The sequence below is a fragment of the Parageobacillus sp. KH3-4 genome (assembly GCF_022846435.1).
GTDB lineage: Bacteria > Bacillota > Bacilli > Bacillales > Anoxybacillaceae > Parageobacillus > Parageobacillus thermoglucosidasius_A.
Map to the genome: position 1 here is coordinate 3,069,609 of NZ_AP025627.1, position 20,097 is coordinate 3,089,705.

Consider the following 20,097-nt stretch of genomic DNA (forward strand, 5'->3'; position numbering starts at 1 on the left):
CGTATGCAATTTATTTGAACCGCTGCCACGTATAAAAAACGGCTTTGCTCTTTGATAAAAAGCCGTCTCCGGACCCGCTCGTGTTTTTCTTGCACAGCATAGCGTTGACAAATAGACTTATTAACGCATCCACTTGCGCCAAAGAAGTGTCACAAATGCCGTTCGTATAAATGGTTATTTTCCTGTATGATAATGATAGGAGAGTGATGACGTTGAAAAAATTGTATTTATCGCTAACCATTTTATTTATCCTTTGTATTAGTGCCGGAGCGTTTTACTTCACCGTATACCGGCAAGCAAAAATGCAACTACCTAACGATGTCGTCATGGAAACAGCCTGGGGGGAGGAATATCGCCTTAGTGACGGGAAGTCAAAAATTCGCTTGCTGGAATTTATGTATACGAACTGCCCGGATATTTGTCCAAACACGACGTTTCAAATGACAAAACTACGGGCAAAACTAGAACGTGAACATGTGTTTGGAAAAAACGTCGAATTCATCACTATTACTATCGATCCAAAACGGGATACCCGAGAAAAGCTACAAGCGTACGCAAAAACGTTTGGGGTCACCAACAGCAAGCAAGGCTGGCTGTTTTTGCGCGGGAGTGAAGCAGACACAAAAAAAGTCGCCGACGCCTTTGATTTCCAATATCGTGATCCCGGAAACGGCATGCTCGTCCACACGACGCTAACTTATTTATTAGATGAGAACGGGCGCGTGATTGAACAATTCGGCATGGGAAAAAAACGATTTCACGTACAGGAAGTTTATGAAGCAATTATGGACGAAATAAAATAATTCAACAAACACTCATTTTTATTGCTCCCATCCCAAAGCTGCCGGCGCCATTTTTTTGCATAGTAAAAAACGTCCAAATGTGGACGTTTTTATACAAACAACGCGTAAACGCTTAACACCATAACGGATACGAGAACGACGATGATGACGTTCGCGCCGAGCCACGCCGATACAAATGCGCTTACCAACCCAAGAATGCCAAACCAAACATCATCATTAATAAAAAAAATTCCCGGAATGATAAGCGCGCCTAATGTTGCGTACGGAACATTTTTCAAGACACCTTGCCAAAACGCCGGCAGCTTGACGCGCTGAAACACGACAAGCGGAAGCATGCGCGGAATATACGTCACAAGCCCCATGCCGATAATCATCCAAATGATCGTGCTATTCATCTTGTTCCGCCTCGCTTTCTTTCGCAAACCATTGCACGATGATCGCAGCCGCTAATGTCGCGATCACCACCGACCATCCTTTGGAAATATGTAAGAAAATCGTGCATATGGAATTGATGATTGCCGCCATTCCCGCAAGCCAAACCGTTTTCCGCTGCTTTTTCAGCGCCGGAACGAGCAGTCCGATAAACATCGCATACAGCGCCACGGACATGCTTTCCTGCAAGCTTTTTGGCAAGTTTGCACCGACGCTGTATCCGATCGCCGAATTCACCACCCAGCTTCCGTATGCCATCAGACCGAGCCCGAACATGTAAGACGCGTTGACCGTCCCTTCTTTCATTGCCGCCACGGAAAACGTTTCGTCAGTAATTCCAAACGCGTAAAGCGCTTTTTTCCAAAGCGCATCCGGTTCCGCTTTTTCATTTAACGAAGCTGACATTAGAAAATGGCGAATATTTAAAATAAACGTCGTCAACACAATTTCCAACGCCCCCGTGCCGACGGTAAGCAAATTTAACGCAATATATTGTGCTGCACCGGCGTACACGATCGCACTCATCATCATTGTTTCCACAAGCGTTAACCCCGTCGTTTTTGCAAGCAAGCCAAACGTAAGGGCAATCGGCATATAGCCGATCGCAATGGCCACCCCCGCTTGCACACCTTGGCGAAATGATGACGAAGTTGTCTCTGCCCATGTCGTCTCCACCGCTTCTCCTCCTACTCTTTTCCGCATGTATTTATTTTCATTTATCTAAAAATTTTATCCTTTTTTCCACCACGCTGCAACAACATCGGTTCTTCTTGGCAATAAAAAAATTATCTTCCGCAAAACGAATTATTGTTTTAATCGAATCGAACGAATAAAATGACTGAATTTTTGTGATATACTTGAATTATTACTACATAACTGAAACATCGGCAAAAGGGGATGAAGGGAAATGACTTTAAAACCGTATGTGCTGACGGAAAAAAATTTTTTTCTTTATCAAGAAGTGACATATCCGTTGGAAGAACGGGGATTGCAATTCGGCGACGGCGTTTATGAGGTGGTCCGCATCTACCAAGGAAACTATTTTTTATTGAAAGAACATATCGATCGCCTATACCGCTCGGCAGAAGCGATCCGCCTAGCTGTGCCTTTCGAAAAAGAAGAGCTCATTGACAAGCTCGAACAGCTGCGGAAAATGAACGACGTCAAAGAAGACGCGATCGTCTATCTCCAAGTTACAAGAGGAAGCTTCCCGCGCTCTCACGCGTTTCCGGCCGAGAATCGCCCGAACTTGTGCGCTTACATTCGCGAAATGCCAAGAAAATTGCAGGAAATCGAAAACGGAGTGCGGGCGATTTTAATGCGCGATGTCCGCTGGGAATATTGCTATATTAAGAGCTTAAACCTTCTTCCAAACGTGCTGGCAAAACAAGAAGCAGCAGAACGCGGGGCATTTGAGGCGATCTTTTATCGAGACGGAAAAATCACCGAAGGTAGCTCCTCCAACATTTTCCTTGCCAAAGATGGAAAAGTGTACACACATCCGGCGACGGAGCGCATTTTAAACGGCGTTACCCGCATGAAAGTGAAGCAATTTTGCGATTCGTTGCATATCCCATTTGTCGAAGAAGCGTTCTCTATCGAAGATATCGCCAAAGCGGATGAAATGTTTTTAACAAGCACAACATCAAGTATCATTCCAATCATCCAAGTCGAAGAGCAGCTCATTGGCGGCGGAAAACCGGGAGAAGTTACCAGAAAACTGCAAGCTGCTTATGAAGAAGCGGCGGGACTTGCTGTAAAAAACAAAAGCGCATCACGTGAGTAACTTAGGAAAGCGGGGAATCGCTCCCCGCTTTTTCCATCAACCTAGCACTGCCCGATCGCTGGCGAATTGGCTGCCGCGGATGCGCTGAAATTCTTGCAGCAGCCGTTCGACCGTCAATGATTGTTTTTCGTTTCCGTTCGCTTCGAAAATAATTTGCCCCCGATCCATCATAATCAGGCGGTTGCCCAAGCGAAGCGCTTGTTCCATATTGTGCGTAACCATTAATGTCGTCAGCTTATATTTTTCAACAATCTCTTTCGTCAGCTCCGTAATCAGCTCCGCCCGCGCCGGGTCGAGAGCCGCTGTATGTTCATCCAAAAGGAGCAAATCCGGTTTTGTAAACGTCGCCATTAAAAGCGACAAAGCTTGGCGCTCCCCCCCGGACAACAAGCCGACTTTCGCAGTTAAACGATTTTCCAAACCGAGATGAAGCGTCTCAAGCGCCTCACGGAAAAAGTCACGGCGCTTTTTCGTCACCCCGAATGTTAACGTGCGCCGCTTCGTACGGTTATAAGCAAGCGCCAAATTTTCTTCAATCGTCATATTCGGAGCTGTGCCAGCAAGCGGGTCCTGAAACACGCGGCCGATATAGCGAGCCCGCTCATGTTCCCGAAGCGACGTGACGTCTTTTCCGTTGATCCAGACAGAACCAGTGTCAGGGAAGAGCCGTCCAGAGATAATGTTCATCATCGTCGATTTTCCCGCACCGTTGCTGCCGATGATCGTGACGAAATCGCCGGGAGCCAGCGTCAAATTGATCGACTGCAATGCTACCTTTTCATCGATCGTTCCTTCATTAAATATTTTTGTAACCTGTTTAAGCGCTAGCAACATGCTCCCCCCTCTCTTGCGCTTTACGCTTTTTACGCCGTTTTTCTTTTTGCGCCGCGATAATGTTTGGGACAATGAGAGCAATCATTACGATAACTGCCGTAATGAGCTTTACGTCTCCTGTTTCCAAAAACTGCACGCGCAAAGCAAGCGCCAAAATAATACGATACACAATCGCTCCGCCAATGACTGCCAATGTCGCGCGCGCAATCGTGCGGGATCCAAACAGCGCTTCCCCGATAATGACTGAAGCAAGCCCGATGACAATCATGCCGATTCCCATGCCGACATCACTAAACCCGCCATATTGCGCGACAAGCGCCCCCGAAAAAGCAACGAGCGCATTAGATAAACCAAGCCCGAAAATTGTCAGCCAATCAGTGTTAGCGGAAAAACTGGAAACCATTTGCTTATTATCGCCCGTCGCGCGCAACGCTAAGCCGATTTCCGTTTTCAACAATTGATCAAGAAGCAGTTTGATAACTATGACAACAAAAGCCATCGTCACAAAAATCGCCCATGTGCGCGGCACAAATCCCGAAACAGAAATGATGCTGTTGATCGCTTCGTCCAGCCCTGCTTTTTGCCACGCTTCCGTAATCGCCGTCATGACTGTGTCTTGCTGTAAAAGCGGAACGTTGGAACGCCCCATAATCCGCAGATTGACAGAATAAAGCGCAATCATCATTAAAATTCCTGATAACAGCGGATTAATTTTCCCTTTCGCATGCAATATTCCGGTGGCCGAACCGGCGGCAAACCCGACTAACAGCGCAACGGCAGAGGCAAGAAACGGATTCGTTCCGTTAACAATAAGCACGGCCGCTACCGCCGCTCCTGTCACAAAACTTCCGTCCACCGTTAAGTCAGGAAAATCTAAAATACGAAACGATAAGTACACTCCCAACGCCATAATCGCATAAATGAACCCTGATTCAATCGCGCTAAAAATCGCTGTCGCCATCACACAACCCCGTCCTTTGAAAGTACATCCCTCCTTGCCTGAGGAGGGATGTATTATATACAAATTATTTATTCGACATATTCGGCAATGGAATCCCATTCTGGATTAAGCTCGATACCCATGTCTTTTGCCGCTTTTTTATTAATAAGCAATTTCAGTTTTTTCGGATATTGCACAGGCAAATCAGCCGGTTTTTTGCCATCTTTGAGAATTTGTGCTGCCATTTCGCCCGCTTCATATCCGATGTCGTAATAGTCGAACCCGTAAGCGGCAAACCCGCCGCGTTTCACGGAATCCAATTCGCCAACAAACAACGGAATATCATGGTCGCTTGCTACTTTAATCACCGACTCAAGCGCAGAAACAACGGTATTATCCGTAATAATATAAATACAGTCTACTTTTCCGACAAGCGATTCCGCCGCCTGCTTCACCTCTGCCGATGTCGATACAGAAACAGGAGCAATTTTCAAATCTGTCCCTTTCATCGCCTTTTTGACGGTTTCCACTTGCGCGACGGAGTTTTGTTCTCCTGAGTTATAAATCATGCCGACGCGATTTCCTTTTACGTATTTATCAATAAACTGCACCGTTTTCGGAATTGCGTCGGGATGCGTATCAGTCGTTCCCGTAACGTTGCCCCCCGGTTTTTCCATCGATTGGACAAGCTGCGCCCCGACCGGATCTGTAACAGATGTAAACACAATTGGAATATCCTTTGTCGCATTCAATGCCGCTTGGGCGCTCGGAGTGGAGTTGGCGAAAATTAAATCGACTTGATCAGAAACAAAATTATTGGCAATCGTTTGGTTGTTGTTCATATCTCCTTGGGCGTTTTGCACATCATAGGAAACGGACAGCCCTTTGTCTTTTAGCGCCTGTTTAAATCCTTCCAGCGCCGCATCCAATGATGGATGCTCGACAAATTGCGTCACGCCGATTCGATACGTTTTCTCTTTGTTTCCATCGCTTTTGCTTGTTTCTTTCGCACCGCACCCGCTCAACAATAAAAAACTTGCCGAACATAACATTGCGATCCGTTGAATTCTTTTTTTCATCATCCCATCCCCCTAGCATACAACGCTTTATCACTTTTATACTTTTTAGCTTTTATGCATTAAATTATATAAATTTATTATTCTATTTTCAACTGTGTATTTTAAGAAAAAAATAAAAGTGCCGAAAATTCGGTACTTTTTGTGATTACGACGACGTTAACCGTTCTTTCAACGCACGCCGCAAAATTTTTCCCGTTATATTTTTCGGCAGCTCATCTAAAAATTCAATCGAGCTTGGAACTTTATATTTCGCTAGATGCTGGCGACAATATTCGATAAGCATTTCCTCTGTTAATTGCGGGTTTTTCGAAACAACAAAACATTTCACCACTTCCCCGTAATTCGGATCAGGCACACCAACTACAGCTGCTTCGACTACATCCGGATGGCCGTATAAAACTTCTTCTACTTCACGCGGATATACGTTATAGCCGCCAACGACAATCATATCTTTTTTCCGGTCGACAATGTAGAAATATCCTTCTTCATCCATTCTCGCTAAATCCCCAGTATACAGCCAGCCATCGCGGAGCACGTGCGCCGTTTCTTCCGGCATTTTGTAATAGCCTTTCATCACGTTCGGGCCGCGGACAACAAGTTCGCCGACTTCTCCAACCGGCACTTCTTCACCAAATTCGTTGACTACCTTGTTTTCCACGTTGATAATGCTTGTCCCTATCGATCCCGGTTTGCGGGGACGATCTAGCGGATTAAAGCATGTTACCGGAGACGCTTCAGACAATCCGTATCCTTCCGAAATAATCACTTTAAATTTTTTCTCAAAGTTTTTCAAAAGCGCGACCGGCATCGAAGAACCGCCAGAGATGCACAGACGAAGCGTACGGACATCGTCCGCACTTCCGCCTTCATATTGGTACAGGAAGTTATACATCGTCGGTACGCCTGCAAAAATCGTCGCTTTTTGTTCCCGCGCAATATTGAAAATTTTCGCTGGGCTAAACTTTGGAACGATAATCACCGTGCCCCCGTTCATTAACGGCGCGTTGAGCGCGACGGTTAAACAAAAGACGTGGAACATCGGCAACGCCGCAATAACGCGATCGTTTTCATTGATTTTTAAATAATCGGCAACATCTTGAGCGTTGCTATATAGGTTTTTATGGGTTAACATCGCTCCTTTTGGTTTTCCCGTCGTTCCCGATGTATACAAAATCAAGGCAACATCATCGTCCGCCAACTCCTGCCCTTGGAAGTTCATATCACCGGATTGCAATATTTCTGCAAACGTTTTCATTTCCTTTTGCAATGAAATTCCTTTTGCTTTCCCTTCCGGGGTTTCGCAAATAATCACTTGTTCTAGCGATGGCAAGCGTCCTTGCATTTGCGCAAACAGCGGCACGAGCAAATCGAGCGCAATCGCCGTTTTTACGTCTCCATTCGTTAAAATATAGCTGATTTCATCCAGCGTATAGATTGGATTAATTGGAATAACAGTCGCTCCTAGCCGCAGTGCTCCGTACAATCCAATAACGAAATATGGCGAGTTTCCAACTAGCAAGGCTATATGGTCGCCTTTTCGTATTCCCATGTTATGCAAACCGCTGGAAAACTTAGAAATTGCCGCATCCAATTCTCCATACGTGCAGCTTTTCCCTTCAAACCAATACGCTTCCTTATTTGATAGCTGCTTTGCTACCTCTGCCAACCGCGACGTTACATTCATCTAATTCCCTCCCCGAGCAAATGCACTGAATGAATTATCATTCATTTTATAATTAAAAAAATTCAGATTTTACTATATTATAAGAAAAAAGAGAAAGGAGAGCAAGCAAAAGCTTGCTCCCCTAATCCACCATCGCTTGTCTTTTTTTGAAAAAAGCAAATAAGCTGATCGACAGCGTGAATTGGGCAACCCTTTTATTTTTCCCACACAAGCCCCGTCTTTGCTAATTGCACTTTGCCTGAAAACACTGCACTCGCCTCGCTGACAAGCTGCGCATGTTCTCCAAAATGCGGCAGATGGGTTAGCCATAGTTCCGCTACGTTTGCATCACGGGCGATCGTCGCCGCTTCCACGCTCGTCATATGGCCGGCGGGAGCGGCGTTTTGCCCTGCGTAAAAATTGCATTCGCAAATAAGCAAATCCGCGCCTTTGGCAAACGGCGCAAATTCCGGCAAATAACTAGAATCAGCCGTATAAACGACCGCCGCTCCCCCCGCTGTAATCCGCATCGCATAACAAGTAACAGGATGCACCGTCTTCATAAAAGTAATGTGAAACGGCCCGACTTGAAGCGGTTGTCCTGGATCATAAGCGATTGCTTCGGTGATTCCTTCATGCGCTAACCGCGCAAATTCGCCTTGGTCAAACGGATGCCCGTAAACCGGAAGCGTTGGCAACGGCGCTCCGAGATTTTTTTTGATCAGCCGCGCATATTGCAATGGACCGATATCCGCGACGTGATCATGATGATAATGGGACACTATTACCGCATCCAATTTTTCGACAGATACATAATTTTGCAGTTTCGCAAGTACGCCGCTTCCACAATCCACTAGCATGCGAAATCCGTCATGCTCAAACAAATATCCCGATGTTGCTTCATTCGCTGCTGGAAAACCGCCCCAATATCCGATAACTGTAACTTTCATCGTATTCCTCCTTTACACCGTGCTTTTTTTCATCATACATAATTTCACGCGATTTTGCATCTTTGTTGAAATTTGTTTTAAAACAGATATTGACTAAATATATACTGTTATAATACAATACAAATAACAAAACAACGGAGGCGATCGAAATGTTAGGAAAAGTGTTAGAATTTTTCAAAAACCTGCCACCAAAAAAATGTGTGCAATGCGGCAAAGAAATAGAAGAGCAACACGAATGCTACGGAAATGTATGTGAAGATTGCTTAGGCGTTGTTTACCATCAATAACTAAACACTTTCTGTCTGCACTTCGCAAAGATGCTTCCGGCAAGAAGCATCTTTATTTTTTGCATCGATCGCCGTCGAATCGACCATCTCGCCATTTTTTGAACGTTGCGCGCATGGAAAAAGCTCCCAAAGCATTACGCTTCGGAAGCTTCATTCATTCGTTGCGCGACTGTATAAAACTGGCGTTTATGCTGAACAGTAAAGTACAAAATCGTCGCCGTGATGAAAACCGCAATAAACAAAGCTAAAATCGCCGCGTTGTGCCACATAAACGCAAAGTCCCCACTAGAAATAACCGCTTTAAAACCGTGCACGGAATACGTCATCGGCAGCCAAGCGTTAAAGTGTTGCAATTCGCCCGGGATTAACTCAAGCGGGAATGTCCCGGCGCTTGTTGTAAGCTGCAAAATTAATATAATAATCCCGATAAAACGCCCCGGATCCCCTAGCGCCGTTACTAGAAACTGAATTAACGAGATGAACGTGATGCTTGTCATCATCGTAAATAAAACAAATCTCGGGACGCTTTGCACTTGAATATCCAACGCGCCAAGCAGCACCGCATCTACCAGCAATGATTGAATCATGCCGATGACTAATAGAACGCCAAATTTCCCGATAAACCAGCTAAATCCGGATTTCGGTACACCCGCCGGTTCGCGCAATGGAAACACAATCGATAAAAGCAGCGCTCCGACAAACAATCCTAACGATAAAAAGTACGGTGTAAATCCGGTACCGTAGTTTGGTACATGATGCATTTTTTCGTTTTTCTTTTTCACCGGATCGGCAAACATTTTATAGACATCATCATTGGCTTTGATGTCACTCGCTTTTTTCGCGCCATCAGCGAGTTTGCCTGCCAATTCATTCGACCCATCATCTAATTGTTTCATTCCACTGGCAAGCTGATCAGAACCGTTAACAAGTTGGTTCATGCCGTTGGAAAGCCCTGCAGCGCCATTTTCAAGATCGTTTATGCCGCTTGCAAGCCTTCCCGACCCATCGGCAAGCTGATTCGTGCCATCTTTTAATTTGCTTGATCCTTGAGCGAGCTGCCGCAATCCGGAAGATAGTTGGCCGCTTCCCGCCGCCAGCTGATCAACGCCATTTTTTCCTTCTTGCAATTTTTCGCCAAATGTTGTTAATCCTTGCACTACTTTCGACTGACCGGCAACAAGCGCATCAGCGCCGTTCGCTAATCGTTGCTGGCCGGCTAAAATCTTTTCTACGCCTTCGCTTAATGCAAGCTGGCCATTATGAAGACGGGAAGCACCCTTGGCAAGCTGATCCGTACCTGTTTTTAATTGGCTAGCGCTATTCGCTAACTGTTCCGTTCCTTGAGCGACTTGTTTGCTTCCTTCAGATAAAGGAAGCAATTGTTTTTTTAACGTTTGCAACAACTCTTTTTCGTTTGGATCTGTCGCCTGCGCCGCTAACGCGTCCAGCTGCGCCACCGCTTTTTCTAGCCCTTGGCTCACTTGGAGAGCGCCTTTATTTGTCTGCTCCGCTCCTTGCTGCCATTGTTCCATCGACGCGGAAAGCTTTTGCGCTCCATTTTGCAATTCCTGCGATCCTTGTGTCAATTGCGGAATATTTCCTTTCATTTGTTTCATTCCGCCAAGCGATTGATAAAGTCCACCAGACAACTGTTTTGCGCCATTCTCCACCTGTTTCGCGCCGGCTAATAATTGTGAATGACCGTCTTGCATTTTTGCAAAACCGTTTTGCAATTGATGAAGCCCGTCATTTAACCGATCAGCTCCATCGCTCGCCGATTGCATCCCATTTTCAAATGTGAGCGATCTTTCGGCAAGCAGTTTTAAATTTTTATAAAGCTCGTCAGCGCCATTTTTTGCTGCATGCGCTCCTTGCCGCAATTTTCCGCTTCCTTCTTTCGCGGCATGAAGGCCGCTTTGCAATGCAGCACCTCCATCTTTCGCTTTTTTAATTCCGTCGTGCAGCTGTTTTGCGCCGTCGCTCGCTTGAGCAAGCCCTTTCGCCATCTCGCGGATATTGTCAAACATCGTTTCGGCGTACGTTTCCGTCACGGTGTTGGAAACCTCTTCCTTTATCTTCTCGACGGCGTTATCGCCAATTTGCGCAGATAAGAAGTTAAATGCTTCATTCGGTTTATAGATAAGCTTCATCGGTTTCGGATGTTCGTCTTGTAATGTTGCCGCGTTTTTCGAAAAATCTTCCGGAATTTCAATGGCCATATAATATGTTTGATGTTGCAGCCCTTTTTCCGCCTCTTTTTCAGAAACAAAATGCCAATCAAAATTCTTTTTTTCTTTCAGTTTTTCAACTAGCTTATCGCCAATGGCCAATTTTTCACCGTTCATCGTCGCTCCTTTGTCGTTGTTCACCACAGCAACAGGCAATTTATCTAAATGAGCGTACGGATCCCAAAACGCCCATAAAAACATTCCGCTATACAATAATGGAATGAATATCACGGCGATAATAGGAATCAGCACTTTTCGATTTCGCAAAATTGCCTCTGTCTCTTTCCATAATAATGCAAATCCTCTCATTTTCCCCCTCCTCTACGATTGACTAATTTGTCCATTTAGTCAGTTTTAGCAAAAAAGAGAAGGACTATCTATTTCGACAATCCTTTTAGAAAATAAAGTTCAAATAACTGTGCAATTTTTTCCTTTGGCAGTGGCTCGTGATCTTTTTCCCAATCGACAATCAAAGCAATATACGTTTTCAGCATTAAAAACGCCGTAATCTCTGCATCACAATCGCGAATTTCTCCTTTTTGGATGGCAATGTCAATTTTTTCGCGAATATAATCGATAACAGCCCAATCTAATTTTTTCATCACTTCTTGAACTGCCGGTGTTCCAAGGTTGCGTACCTCTTGAAGAAGCTTCGCCGTCAATTGATGTTGCTGGCGAAACTCTAAAATGCGGTATAAAGCGCGGTGCACGTTTTCTGAAAAAGGACGACTAGGGTCCATCGCCTGCTCTGCTTCCTCTATTATTTCTAAAATAAGCGAAGAGATAATGGCATCCAATAAGTCTTCTTTGTTTTTAAAAAACGTATAAATCGTGCCTTTGCCGACATTGGCAAGCTTCGCTATTTGCTCCATTGTCGTTGCTTTGTAGCCAAATAATGAAAAGGATTTCGTGGCTGCTTCAATAATTTGCCGCTTTCGGTCAATTGACATATTCCTCATCCTTCATGTTGACTAAATGAACATTTTGGTCATTACGTCTAGATCATAGCATAATTTTCATAAAAAAGAAAGAGGTTAACTCATTTTTTAGTTAACCTCCGCCAGTTTTTGACGGGCCGTTTGCAAATAATCAAGCACTTTTTTTACCGCATTTTCCCCTTGGTCGATGCAGTCCGGCAGCCCTAATCCTTCGTATGAACTTCCCGCCAAAAACACGCCTGGAAGTTCATCAGCCATATGCTCTTTTATTTTCGCAAGCCGCTCTTTATGCCCGACGGTATATTGCGGCATCGCTTTTTTCCATCGCGAAATAACAATGAATTCTGGACGTCCAGCAATGCGCATAATTTTGTTTAAATCGTCCATCACGACACGGACAATTTCGTCATCTGACTGTTCAACGATTTCTTCATCGCCGGGGCGCCCGACATAGCAGCGCAACAATGCTTTTCCGTTTGGCGCGGTATGCGGCCATTTTTTATGTGTCCATGTGCAGGCGGTAATTGTATAATCGTTGCGGCGGGAAACGACGAAACCGGTCCCGTCAATATCTTGTTCAATGGCGCTTTCCGGAAAGGCCAATGCCACTGTTGCGACGGATGTCGATGGAACAGAGCGGAACGGTTCAAAAAACGGGTAATCTGCAAACATCGCTGGCACGGATGAGTGCGGCGTCGCGACAATGACGCTGTCCGCTTTCCATATGTCGCCATTGCTTAAGCGCAGACGGTATCCCGTTCCCTCGCGCCACACGTTTTCTACCCGTACTCCTTTAATCACGCTGCCTTGTTCCAGACGTTTTTCCACTTCATCGATTAACGATTGCAGTCCAGTTTTTAACGTTTGAAACGCACCTTGCCGCTGTTTCTGCTCTTTCGGTGTCGTCCGCTTCGCACCGAGCACAAGGCTGCCGTATTGCTGCTCGACTTGGAAGAATTGCGGAAATGTCGCCATTAAACTCATTTGATCAATATCACCGGCGTAAATGCCCGACAACAGCGGTTCAATTAAGTTATCTACCACCTCATCTCCGAGACGGCGGCGGAAAAATTGCCCTAACGATACATCACCTTCAGCTTTTGTCGGCGGCAAAATAAAATCAAAAGCGGCACGCAGCTTTCCTAATGGGGAAAACAGCTTTGTCGTGATAAATGGACCGATTCGCGTCGGAATCCCCATGACAGCCCCACCCGGTATTGGATAGAGCTTTCCGTTCGCAAGAATATACGATTTCCCTGTCGCATTATGGACGATTTCATTTTCGAGCCCAACTTCACGCACAAGACGGAAAGCGCTCGTTTTTCGCGCCAAAAACGAATCGGGGCCGCGCTCAATGACAAAGCCATCGCGCACCACCGTTTGCACTTTGCCGCCTAAACGATGCGTCGCTTCGACCAGTTTGCATTCAATCGGAAGTTGTTGTTCTTTCACCGCTTTTTGCAAATAATACGCAGCGGTAATTCCCGTGATGCCGCCTCCGATAATCACAACTGTATATCTTTCTTCATTCACTGTTCATCGCCTTCTTTATAAAAGTTTGATCCGTTTTAATACAACCGTCGCTAATGCATCGATGAATTTTGCATTCGCATTCGGCATTTCTGGACGATAATAGTTTGCGCCGATTTCTTCCGTCACTTGTTTACATTCAATATCGTTATCATACAGCACTTCTAAATGATCTGCGACAAAACCGACCGGAACATAAACAAATGATGTATATCCATTTTCTTGATGCAACTGTCTCGTTAAGTCTTGAACATCCGGCCCGAGCCAAGGCTCTGGCGTGTTGCCGGCACTTTGCCAACCTACCGCATAATGTTTTACGCCGGCTTTTTCGGCAATCAGTTTTGCCGTTTCCGCAAGCTGCTGCGGATACGGGTCGCCCGCTGCAATAATTTTTTCCGGCAGGCTATGCGCCGATACAATGAGCACCGCTTTGTCGCGTTCTTCTTCGGTCATCGAAGCATACACTTCTTTTACTTTTTCCACCCAATAGTCGATAAATTTCGGTTCATCATACCAGCTGTCAATCGTATAAATCATCGGCCCTCCGAGTTTTTCCGCTTCCGCTTTTGCCCGTTCGTTATACGATTGAACGCTGAACGTTGAAAAATGCGGCGCAAGCACGATGCCCACCGCTTCTTTAATGCCATCTTCATGCATTTGCCGAACGGCGTCTTCGATGAACGGCTCAATATGTTTTAACCCTAGGTACATTTGGAACTCGATGTCATTTTGTACGCCGTTAAGCCGCTTTTCCAGCTGCTTCGCTTGTTCAAGGGTAATTTGGGCCAATGGGGAAGTTCCGCCAATCGCTTTATAGCGTTGCTTTAAATCTTCCAATAATTCCGGGGAAGGCTTTCTACCATGACGAATATGCGTATAATATCGCTCAATGTCTTCTTCTTTATATGGAGTTCCGTATGCCATCACCAATAAGCCCATTCTCTTCTTTGCCATGCCATAACACCTCTCATTTTCTTGATGTATACTCATGAATAAACGCTGTCAGCCGTTTTAGCGTCTCCGGTTGAATTTCCGGAAAAATGCCGTGGCCTAAGTTAAATACATATCCCGGTCGTTCCATTCCTTCATCTAAAATTTGTTTCACGCGTTTTTCAATGACTTCCCATGGGGCAAGAAGAACCGCTGGATCTAAATTTCCTTGAAGCGCCTTTGTAATTCCTCTTTCCCGTGCTTCGCGAAGCGAAAGCCGCCAATCGAGCCCGATTACATCAAGCGGTAAATCATTCCACTCTTTCGCCAAATGGCTTGCGCCAACGCCGAACATAATGAGCGGAACGTTTTCTTCACGCAGCTCCGCAAAAATCCGGACCATCGTCGGTTTAATAAATGTACGGTAATCGTCCACGCTCACGGCGCCAACCCAGGAATCAAAAATTTGGATCGCATCCGCACCAGCGCGGATTTGCGCCTTTACATAGCGAATTGTCATATCGGCAAGCTTGTCCATCAGCGCGAACCACGCCTTCGGTTCTGCATACATAAACGCTTTCGTTTTATTGTAGTTTTTCGATGGACCCCCTTCAATCATATAGCTCGCGAGCGTAAACGGCGCGCCGGCAAACCCAATGAGCGGAACGTTTAGCTGTTCGGTCGTCAGCAGCTTAATCGTTTCCAATACGTACGGCACATCTTCTTCCGGATGAATTTCTCCGAGCTTTTCTACATCAGCCAAGGAGCGGATTGGATTGGCAATCACCGGCCCGATCCCCGCTTTAATCTCTACACCGACGCCAATCGCCGGAAGCGGAGACATAATATCTTTATACAAAATCGCCGCATCGACATTGTACTGTTCGACCGGTAATCTGGTTACATAAGCGCAAAGTTCCGGTTGGTGTGTAATTTCAAATAACGAATATTTCTCTTTAAGCGCCCGATATTCCGGCTGCGATCTCCCCGCCTGCCTCATATACCAAACCGGAACATAATCTGTGTTTTCGCCGCGGCAAGCGCGTAAAAAAGTATCATTCTTTCGTTTTGACATCTTCATCCGCCTTTCTTTACTTTCGCATCGATGAATCTATAAAAAATGGAGAAAAATTTTCACCAAAGAGCAATTGGATAAAAAACTACAATTACAACTATACAAGGTTCTTATGACAATGTATAGCAACGGGGGGAAACCGTCAAAAAATTGACAATTTGTTTTCGCTGATACCAATACCGTTTTATTCGTCCACTTTCCAAAATAGGAGACCGGCTGCTTCTGCCTAACTATCATGTTCCATGCTTTTCATCGGTGTAACGATGTTGGCGTCAAAAATCATTCTTCTTTATTATAACAAAAAAGCCGCCTCGCTCCTACGAGACAGCTTATCAACCATTTTACATAAGAAACATCGCGGCAATCGTTGTAATCACGATACCAATCGCTACCGGAACTAAGTTGCGCCGCGCCAGCTCAAATGGATCGACACCGCAAATGGCCGCAGCGGGAATAAGCGCCCAGGGAACAAGCGTGCCGCCTCCAACCCAAATTGCCGCAATTTGCCCAAGCGCAGTCAAGGTCGCGGCACCGCCGCCAATCGCTGTCGCAAATAAATGCGCAACCGACCCTGCCAATGAAATGCCGGAAAATCCTGAACCATCCAAGCCTGTGATTGCTCCGACAACCGTTAACGTTACTGCGCCAATCTCATCGTTAAGCGGCACAATATGGGCAAGCGCCACTCCCAAGTCGTTCACAATCCCTTGCGATAGTTTTGGCAAGTGCTCGCCGATAATTTTACCAAACCCTGCGTCGCCAAGATAAAAAAACGCCGCGACCGGAATGACTGGCCCAAATACTTTAAAGCCAAATTGAAACCCTTCGATCAAATAATTAGTAATTTCTTCAAAACTTTCTTGTTTATGCGCAAAAATAGAAATAAGAATTAAAATAAAAATCGCCGTTCCTCCGATTAATGCAGTCGCTTGCCCGCCTTGCAAGCGCAAATAAAACATTGTGATGACGTCTAAAACAAACATAACCGGAATGATGACCGCCAACATATTTTTCGCTTGATTAGACAACAACCGTTCCGTCTTTTCAAGCACCGCATCCGCTGTTACCGCCACTTCGTTCGCTTCGTTAGCAAAATAACCCCTTTTCATATCACGGCGAAGCAATAAAAAGGCAGTAATCGTAGTTGCCGCTCCCATCACCAACACGAGCGGCACGCTGGCGGAGATGACTTCCGAGACAGGAAGACCGGCAGCATCCGCTGTCAGCTTTGGCGCTCCTTGAATAACGAAATCTCCTGACAAAGCAACACCATGGCCGAATAAATTCATCGCCATTGCCGCTCCTAACGCTGGCAGCCCAATGCGAATAGCCACAGGCAGCAACACCGCTCCCATTAGCGCAACCGCAGGTGATGGCCAGAAAAAACAAGAAATGACCATCATCAAAATTCCAATCGTCCAATACGCCCATCCTGGTGTACGAATAAACCTAGTAAATGGCGAAATCATCACATCATTAATTCCCGTTGCTGTCAACACTTTACTCATTGCCACAATAATGGAAATCACTAAAATGGTCGGCAAAAGCTCTGTCATTGCGTAAATAAAACTATTGAACACCCCGCTGATCGCAGCGCTTAACGAATGGGTCGCAGTGGCGGCCAACAAAAAGATCCCGACGATGCAAACGAGCGATGTATCTTTTCGCGCGATCATAAACCCGATGATAAGCACGATAAACGCTAAGTAAATCCAATGCAGCACCGTTAATTCGACACCCATTCCTATTCTCCTTTCCTTGTTTCATTGGGTAAATAGGGCATTTACCTAACACCGATGTACTACAGCATATGAAAGGAGAATAAAGGTGTGAAACACTTCTTTGATCGCATGATGGCAAAAAAACACCCCGCTTTCTCACTGTAGCAAAAGCGAGGTGGTAAAAAACCGTTTTATCTTTCTGGAACAACCGAATAGGTCGTTACATAAGACGGACGCGGAAATATTTGCCGAGATGGCTTTTGTTCGTCTTTTCGCCGCTCATGCGCTTTTGCGAACGCGTTGGAGCGCTGCCACTGTTCAAAATGTTCTTTCCCTTCCCATAATGTCATAATCACATACGTATCGTTCGAAAGTGGACGAAGCACGCGAATCGCAACAAATCCAGGTTCATTTTCAATCAATCTCGCTCGCTGCTGAAAGCGATGCTCAAAAAGCGGGCGCCCTTCATCGGTCACTGGAATATTGTTGCATACAACGAACGCTCCGCCCAACTCGCCGGCTGCATCGATCACTTCATAACGGCGCGGCTCGTTAAACACCGTTTCCCCGTCTGTTTCATGAAGCAAAACGGCATCCGCTTCCCCTTCCAATAACAACATCGTTTCGTTCTTATGCACATCCTTTATTTTTTGCAAATAATCCGCCGTTCCCGCCGTGATATACATTTTTTTCATTCTTCTCCCTCCTATTTGCGACGATTAGAAAGATAATGAAACAATAGCCAATAACTAAAAACAGCACCTGCCGCCCATGACCCGATCCAGATCGCGCCGGCGCCAAGCAGGAACAAAAACAAGCTGAATACGCTGTTTTGCACAATTAACAAGAAAAAGAGGAGTCGGCATACCGCCTGTTTCCGCATATCGTCAGGAAACGGATATAACCGAATCCACAAGTTTGTCCGATGATGATCGATGAGCGCGAATAATTGAAAACCTGTAATGTAAAGAAAAAATAGCGACACAGCGATTTTTCCGTATGCCGATGGAACGATATAAAGCAATAACAATCCAATTGCGATTAAGCGGATATAAAGCCCTAAATAGCCGCCTGAACGGATGAATGTTCGTACATACAAATAAAGAAATGTATTTTTTTGCTGGTACGGAATCATTAAAACTAGAAAATCAAGCCAACGACGCCGCTTCGCCTCCTCTTTCCATTGCGGAACATCAGTAAACAAATTGGCGATGCGGTAAAATGTGCGCGCTGCTTTTGCTTCCTGTTCAATGATCCGCTCCCATTTCCACCCCTTTCGCTTTGTTGCTCGTACAATATAAAAGGTGATGCCGGCAATCAGCGCACACAAGGCAAGTAAAAAGAAGGCGGAAGCATCGGAAAGCAAGAAATAAACGAACGCGGCATTTAGCCCAAACCGGGAAATCGCGCTGAGACGATGGGTAAGCGGCTCGATAAAATAATTTCCTTTCCAGCTGATAAACAAATTCCATCCTTTTAGAACGAGCAGCACAAAAAACAGCAGCCATACAGAAACAGCGGAAAACTTTCGGTGAAGCGGCACGATGGCCAACCATACAAGAAGCAGCCCATATGCTTGCAAAAGAAAGTTCAGTAAAAACGCCCGTTGAATATATGGGCGGAGCTTCGTCTCAGCCGGCAATAAAAACACGATATCCGCTTCCTGCAACAACGTGCGCAGCGAACCGAACGTCAATACGAAAGAAAAAACCAGCGCGGCCACAATTGGATAAGGGAAATGCGGCGGAAGCGTTTGTACCCAATGATGGTAGGCAACCGCCCCTAGCCCAATGCCAATCAGCAAGATAAACAATAAATGGTCGTTCAGCATATAGCGCAAATAACGCCGCATTTTTCTCGCTTCTTGATAAAGGCGATCGTTCCATAATTGTCTTCCATTTATCATACGCTGTCTTCCTTTGTTAATTCGATATATAATTCATCCAACGTCACCGATGGCAAAGAAAATTGTTCGCGCAGCTCCGCGAGCGTTCCTCTCGCCTTTACTTTTCCGTTATGCAAAATGACAAACGAATCGCAATATTTTTCTGCCGTCGCCAAAATATGCGTCGACATTAAAATGCCCGCTCCTTTTTTCTTCATTCGCTGCATTTGTTCCAGCAAAGAATGAATGCCAAGCGGATCAAGTCCAAGAAACGGCTCGTCAATAATATAAAGGGCTGGCTCCACCAAAAAGGCGCACATGATCATGACTTTCTGCTTCATTCCTTTGGAAAAATGCGCAGGAAACCATTTCAGCCTTTTCTCCATGCGGAATTCCTTCAATAACGGCGGAAGCCGCCGTTCATATTCGCTTTTTTCCAGCCCATAAGCCATTGCCGTCAATTGCAAATGTTCCTCCAATGTCAGTTCCTCGTACAAAATCGGCGTTTCCGGTATATATGTAAATTGCGAACGATACGCATCCGGCTGTTCTGAAAACGTTTTTCCGTTAATCGTAATCGTCCCTTTACGCGGTTCCATCAGCCCGATAATATGCTTGATCGTCGTGCTTTTCCCCGCGCCGTTCAGCCCGATTAGACCGACTATTTCGCCGCGGTCAACGGTAAACGAAACATCTTCAAGCACGTTTTGCTTCGTATATCCGCCGTATAAATGGTGAACTTCCAAGAGCGCCATCGTCTGCTTCCTTTCTATCATCAAATTGCGGACTACATTTTCATTTTATCAAAGCGGCCGGCACTTTCCAAAAATTATCTATCTCCTTTTTTTGCATACATTCTTTTTCCGCGGGCATGATAAATAGCGAAAAGGGGATGAGAAACAGCGCAAGATGAATCATCCATTCGAAATGAGGTGTTTGCGAAAGACACCATTGTTGAAGCAACACCGTTGTATGCGGTGAAAAAACGCGAAACTCCATAACAAAATGGGGTGTTT

Annotated in this window: 19 protein-coding genes; 3 read left to right on the plus strand and 16 right to left on the minus strand. The window is 45.5% G+C overall.

All coding sequences use genetic code 11. The features are described from left to right. Positions 1-212 precede the first annotated feature (212 nt). Positions 213-803, plus strand: a complete 591-nt coding sequence (locus MWM02_RS15425; RefSeq protein ID WP_244402383.1) for an SCO family protein — start codon at positions 213-215, stop codon at positions 801-803. Positions 804-892: 89 nt separating this feature from the next. On the opposite strand, the gene MWM02_RS15430 is transcribed toward MWM02_RS15425, so the two are convergent. Next, positions 893-1,198: an AzlD domain-containing protein gene (locus MWM02_RS15430; protein WP_064552551.1), complete on the minus strand. Its 306-nt coding sequence runs from the start codon at positions 1,196-1,198 to the stop codon at positions 893-895. Next, positions 1,191-1,910 carry an AzlC family ABC transporter permease gene (locus MWM02_RS15435; protein WP_064552552.1) on the minus strand — a complete coding sequence of 240 codons (720 nt, stop codon included), beginning with the start codon at positions 1,908-1,910 and terminating at the stop codon, positions 1,191-1,193. The genes MWM02_RS15430 and MWM02_RS15435 overlap by 8 nt, the downstream gene beginning before the upstream one ends. Positions 1,911-2,142: 232 nt before the next feature. On the opposite strand from MWM02_RS15435, the gene dat reads away from it, so the two are divergent. Further along, the gene (gene dat / locus MWM02_RS15440; protein WP_244402384.1) at positions 2,143-3,021 is read left to right on the plus strand and encodes a D-amino-acid transaminase; all 879 of its coding nucleotides are present in this window, start codon (positions 2,143-2,145) and stop codon (positions 3,019-3,021) included. A gap of 36 nt (positions 3,022-3,057) precedes the next feature. Here the strand turns inward: dat and MWM02_RS15445 are convergent, their stop codons facing one another. The 5 genes from MWM02_RS15445 to MWM02_RS15465 form a co-directional block, all read right to left on the minus strand. After that, complete coding sequence (locus MWM02_RS15445; protein ID WP_064552690.1) at positions 3,058-3,852, minus strand: ABC transporter ATP-binding protein; 795 nt, start codon at positions 3,850-3,852, stop codon at positions 3,058-3,060. Continuing rightward, on the minus strand, positions 3,839-4,816 hold the full coding sequence (locus tag MWM02_RS15450) for an ABC transporter permease (RefSeq protein WP_064552554.1): 978 nt from the start codon (positions 4,814-4,816) through the stop codon (positions 3,839-3,841). Before MWM02_RS15450 ends, MWM02_RS15445 begins: the two co-directional genes overlap by 14 nt. Before the next feature lie 68 nt (positions 4,817-4,884). After that, positions 4,885-5,877, minus strand: a complete 993-nt coding sequence (locus MWM02_RS15455; RefSeq protein WP_064552555.1) for an ABC transporter substrate-binding protein — start codon at positions 5,875-5,877, stop codon at positions 4,885-4,887. 142 nt (positions 5,878-6,019) lie between these two features. Further along, a complete protein-coding gene (locus tag MWM02_RS15460; protein WP_244402385.1) occupies positions 6,020-7,558 on the minus strand; it encodes a fatty acid--CoA ligase family protein in 1,539 nt (512 codons plus the stop codon). A 194-nt stretch (positions 7,559-7,752) separates the two neighbouring features. Further along, on the minus strand, positions 7,753-8,487 hold the full coding sequence (locus tag MWM02_RS15465) for an MBL fold metallo-hydrolase (RefSeq protein ID WP_064552557.1): 735 nt from the start codon (positions 8,485-8,487) through the stop codon (positions 7,753-7,755). 149 nt (positions 8,488-8,636) lie between these two features. On the opposite strand from MWM02_RS15465, the gene yhfH reads away from it, so the two are divergent. Beyond that, positions 8,637-8,774 carry a protein YhfH gene (yhfH, locus tag MWM02_RS15470; protein WP_064552558.1) on the plus strand — a complete coding sequence of 46 codons (138 nt, stop codon included), beginning with the start codon at positions 8,637-8,639 and terminating at the stop codon, positions 8,772-8,774. A gap of 134 nt (positions 8,775-8,908) precedes the next feature. Here the strand turns inward: yhfH and MWM02_RS15475 are convergent, their stop codons facing one another. The 9 genes from MWM02_RS15475 to MWM02_RS15515 form a co-directional block, all read right to left on the minus strand. Then, positions 8,909-11,311: a YhgE/Pip domain-containing protein gene (locus MWM02_RS15475; RefSeq protein ID WP_244402387.1), complete on the minus strand. Its 2,403-nt coding sequence runs from the start codon at positions 11,309-11,311 to the stop codon at positions 8,909-8,911. Between the two features lie 68 nt (positions 11,312-11,379). Continuing rightward, positions 11,380-11,952, minus strand: a complete 573-nt coding sequence (locus MWM02_RS15480) for a TetR/AcrR family transcriptional regulator (protein ID WP_064552560.1) — start codon at positions 11,950-11,952, stop codon at positions 11,380-11,382. Between the two features lie 96 nt (positions 11,953-12,048). After that, positions 12,049-13,473 (minus strand): protoporphyrinogen oxidase, encoded by a 1,425-nt coding sequence (gene hemY / locus MWM02_RS15485; RefSeq protein ID WP_064552561.1) that lies wholly within the window; start codon positions 13,471-13,473, stop codon positions 12,049-12,051. Positions 13,474-13,488: 15 nt separating this feature from the next. Beyond that, positions 13,489-14,424: a ferrochelatase gene (hemH, locus tag MWM02_RS15490; RefSeq protein ID WP_244402388.1), complete on the minus strand. Its 936-nt coding sequence runs from the start codon at positions 14,422-14,424 to the stop codon at positions 13,489-13,491. A gap of 13 nt (positions 14,425-14,437) precedes the next feature. After that, positions 14,438-15,475, minus strand: coding sequence for a uroporphyrinogen decarboxylase (gene hemE / locus MWM02_RS15495; RefSeq protein WP_064552563.1), 1,038 nt, complete (start codon positions 15,473-15,475; stop codon positions 14,438-14,440). A gap of 341 nt (positions 15,476-15,816) precedes the next feature. Beyond that, complete coding sequence (locus MWM02_RS15500) at positions 15,817-17,217, minus strand: hypothetical protein (RefSeq protein ID WP_244402389.1); 1,401 nt, start codon at positions 17,215-17,217, stop codon at positions 15,817-15,819. A 170-nt stretch (positions 17,218-17,387) separates the two neighbouring features. Further along, a complete protein-coding gene (locus MWM02_RS15505) occupies positions 17,388-17,891 on the minus strand; it encodes an antibiotic biosynthesis monooxygenase family protein (protein ID WP_244402390.1) in 504 nt (167 codons plus the stop codon). A gap of 11 nt (positions 17,892-17,902) precedes the next feature. Continuing rightward, the gene (locus MWM02_RS15510; protein WP_244402391.1) at positions 17,903-19,102 is read right to left on the minus strand and encodes an ABC transporter permease; all 1,200 of its coding nucleotides are present in this window, start codon (positions 19,100-19,102) and stop codon (positions 17,903-17,905) included. Next, entirely contained in the window at positions 19,099-19,836 is a 738-nt protein-coding gene (locus MWM02_RS15515; RefSeq protein WP_244402392.1) for an ABC transporter ATP-binding protein, read from the minus strand. Before MWM02_RS15515 ends, MWM02_RS15510 begins: the two co-directional genes overlap by 4 nt. Between the last annotated feature and the right edge of the window lie 261 nt (positions 19,837-20,097).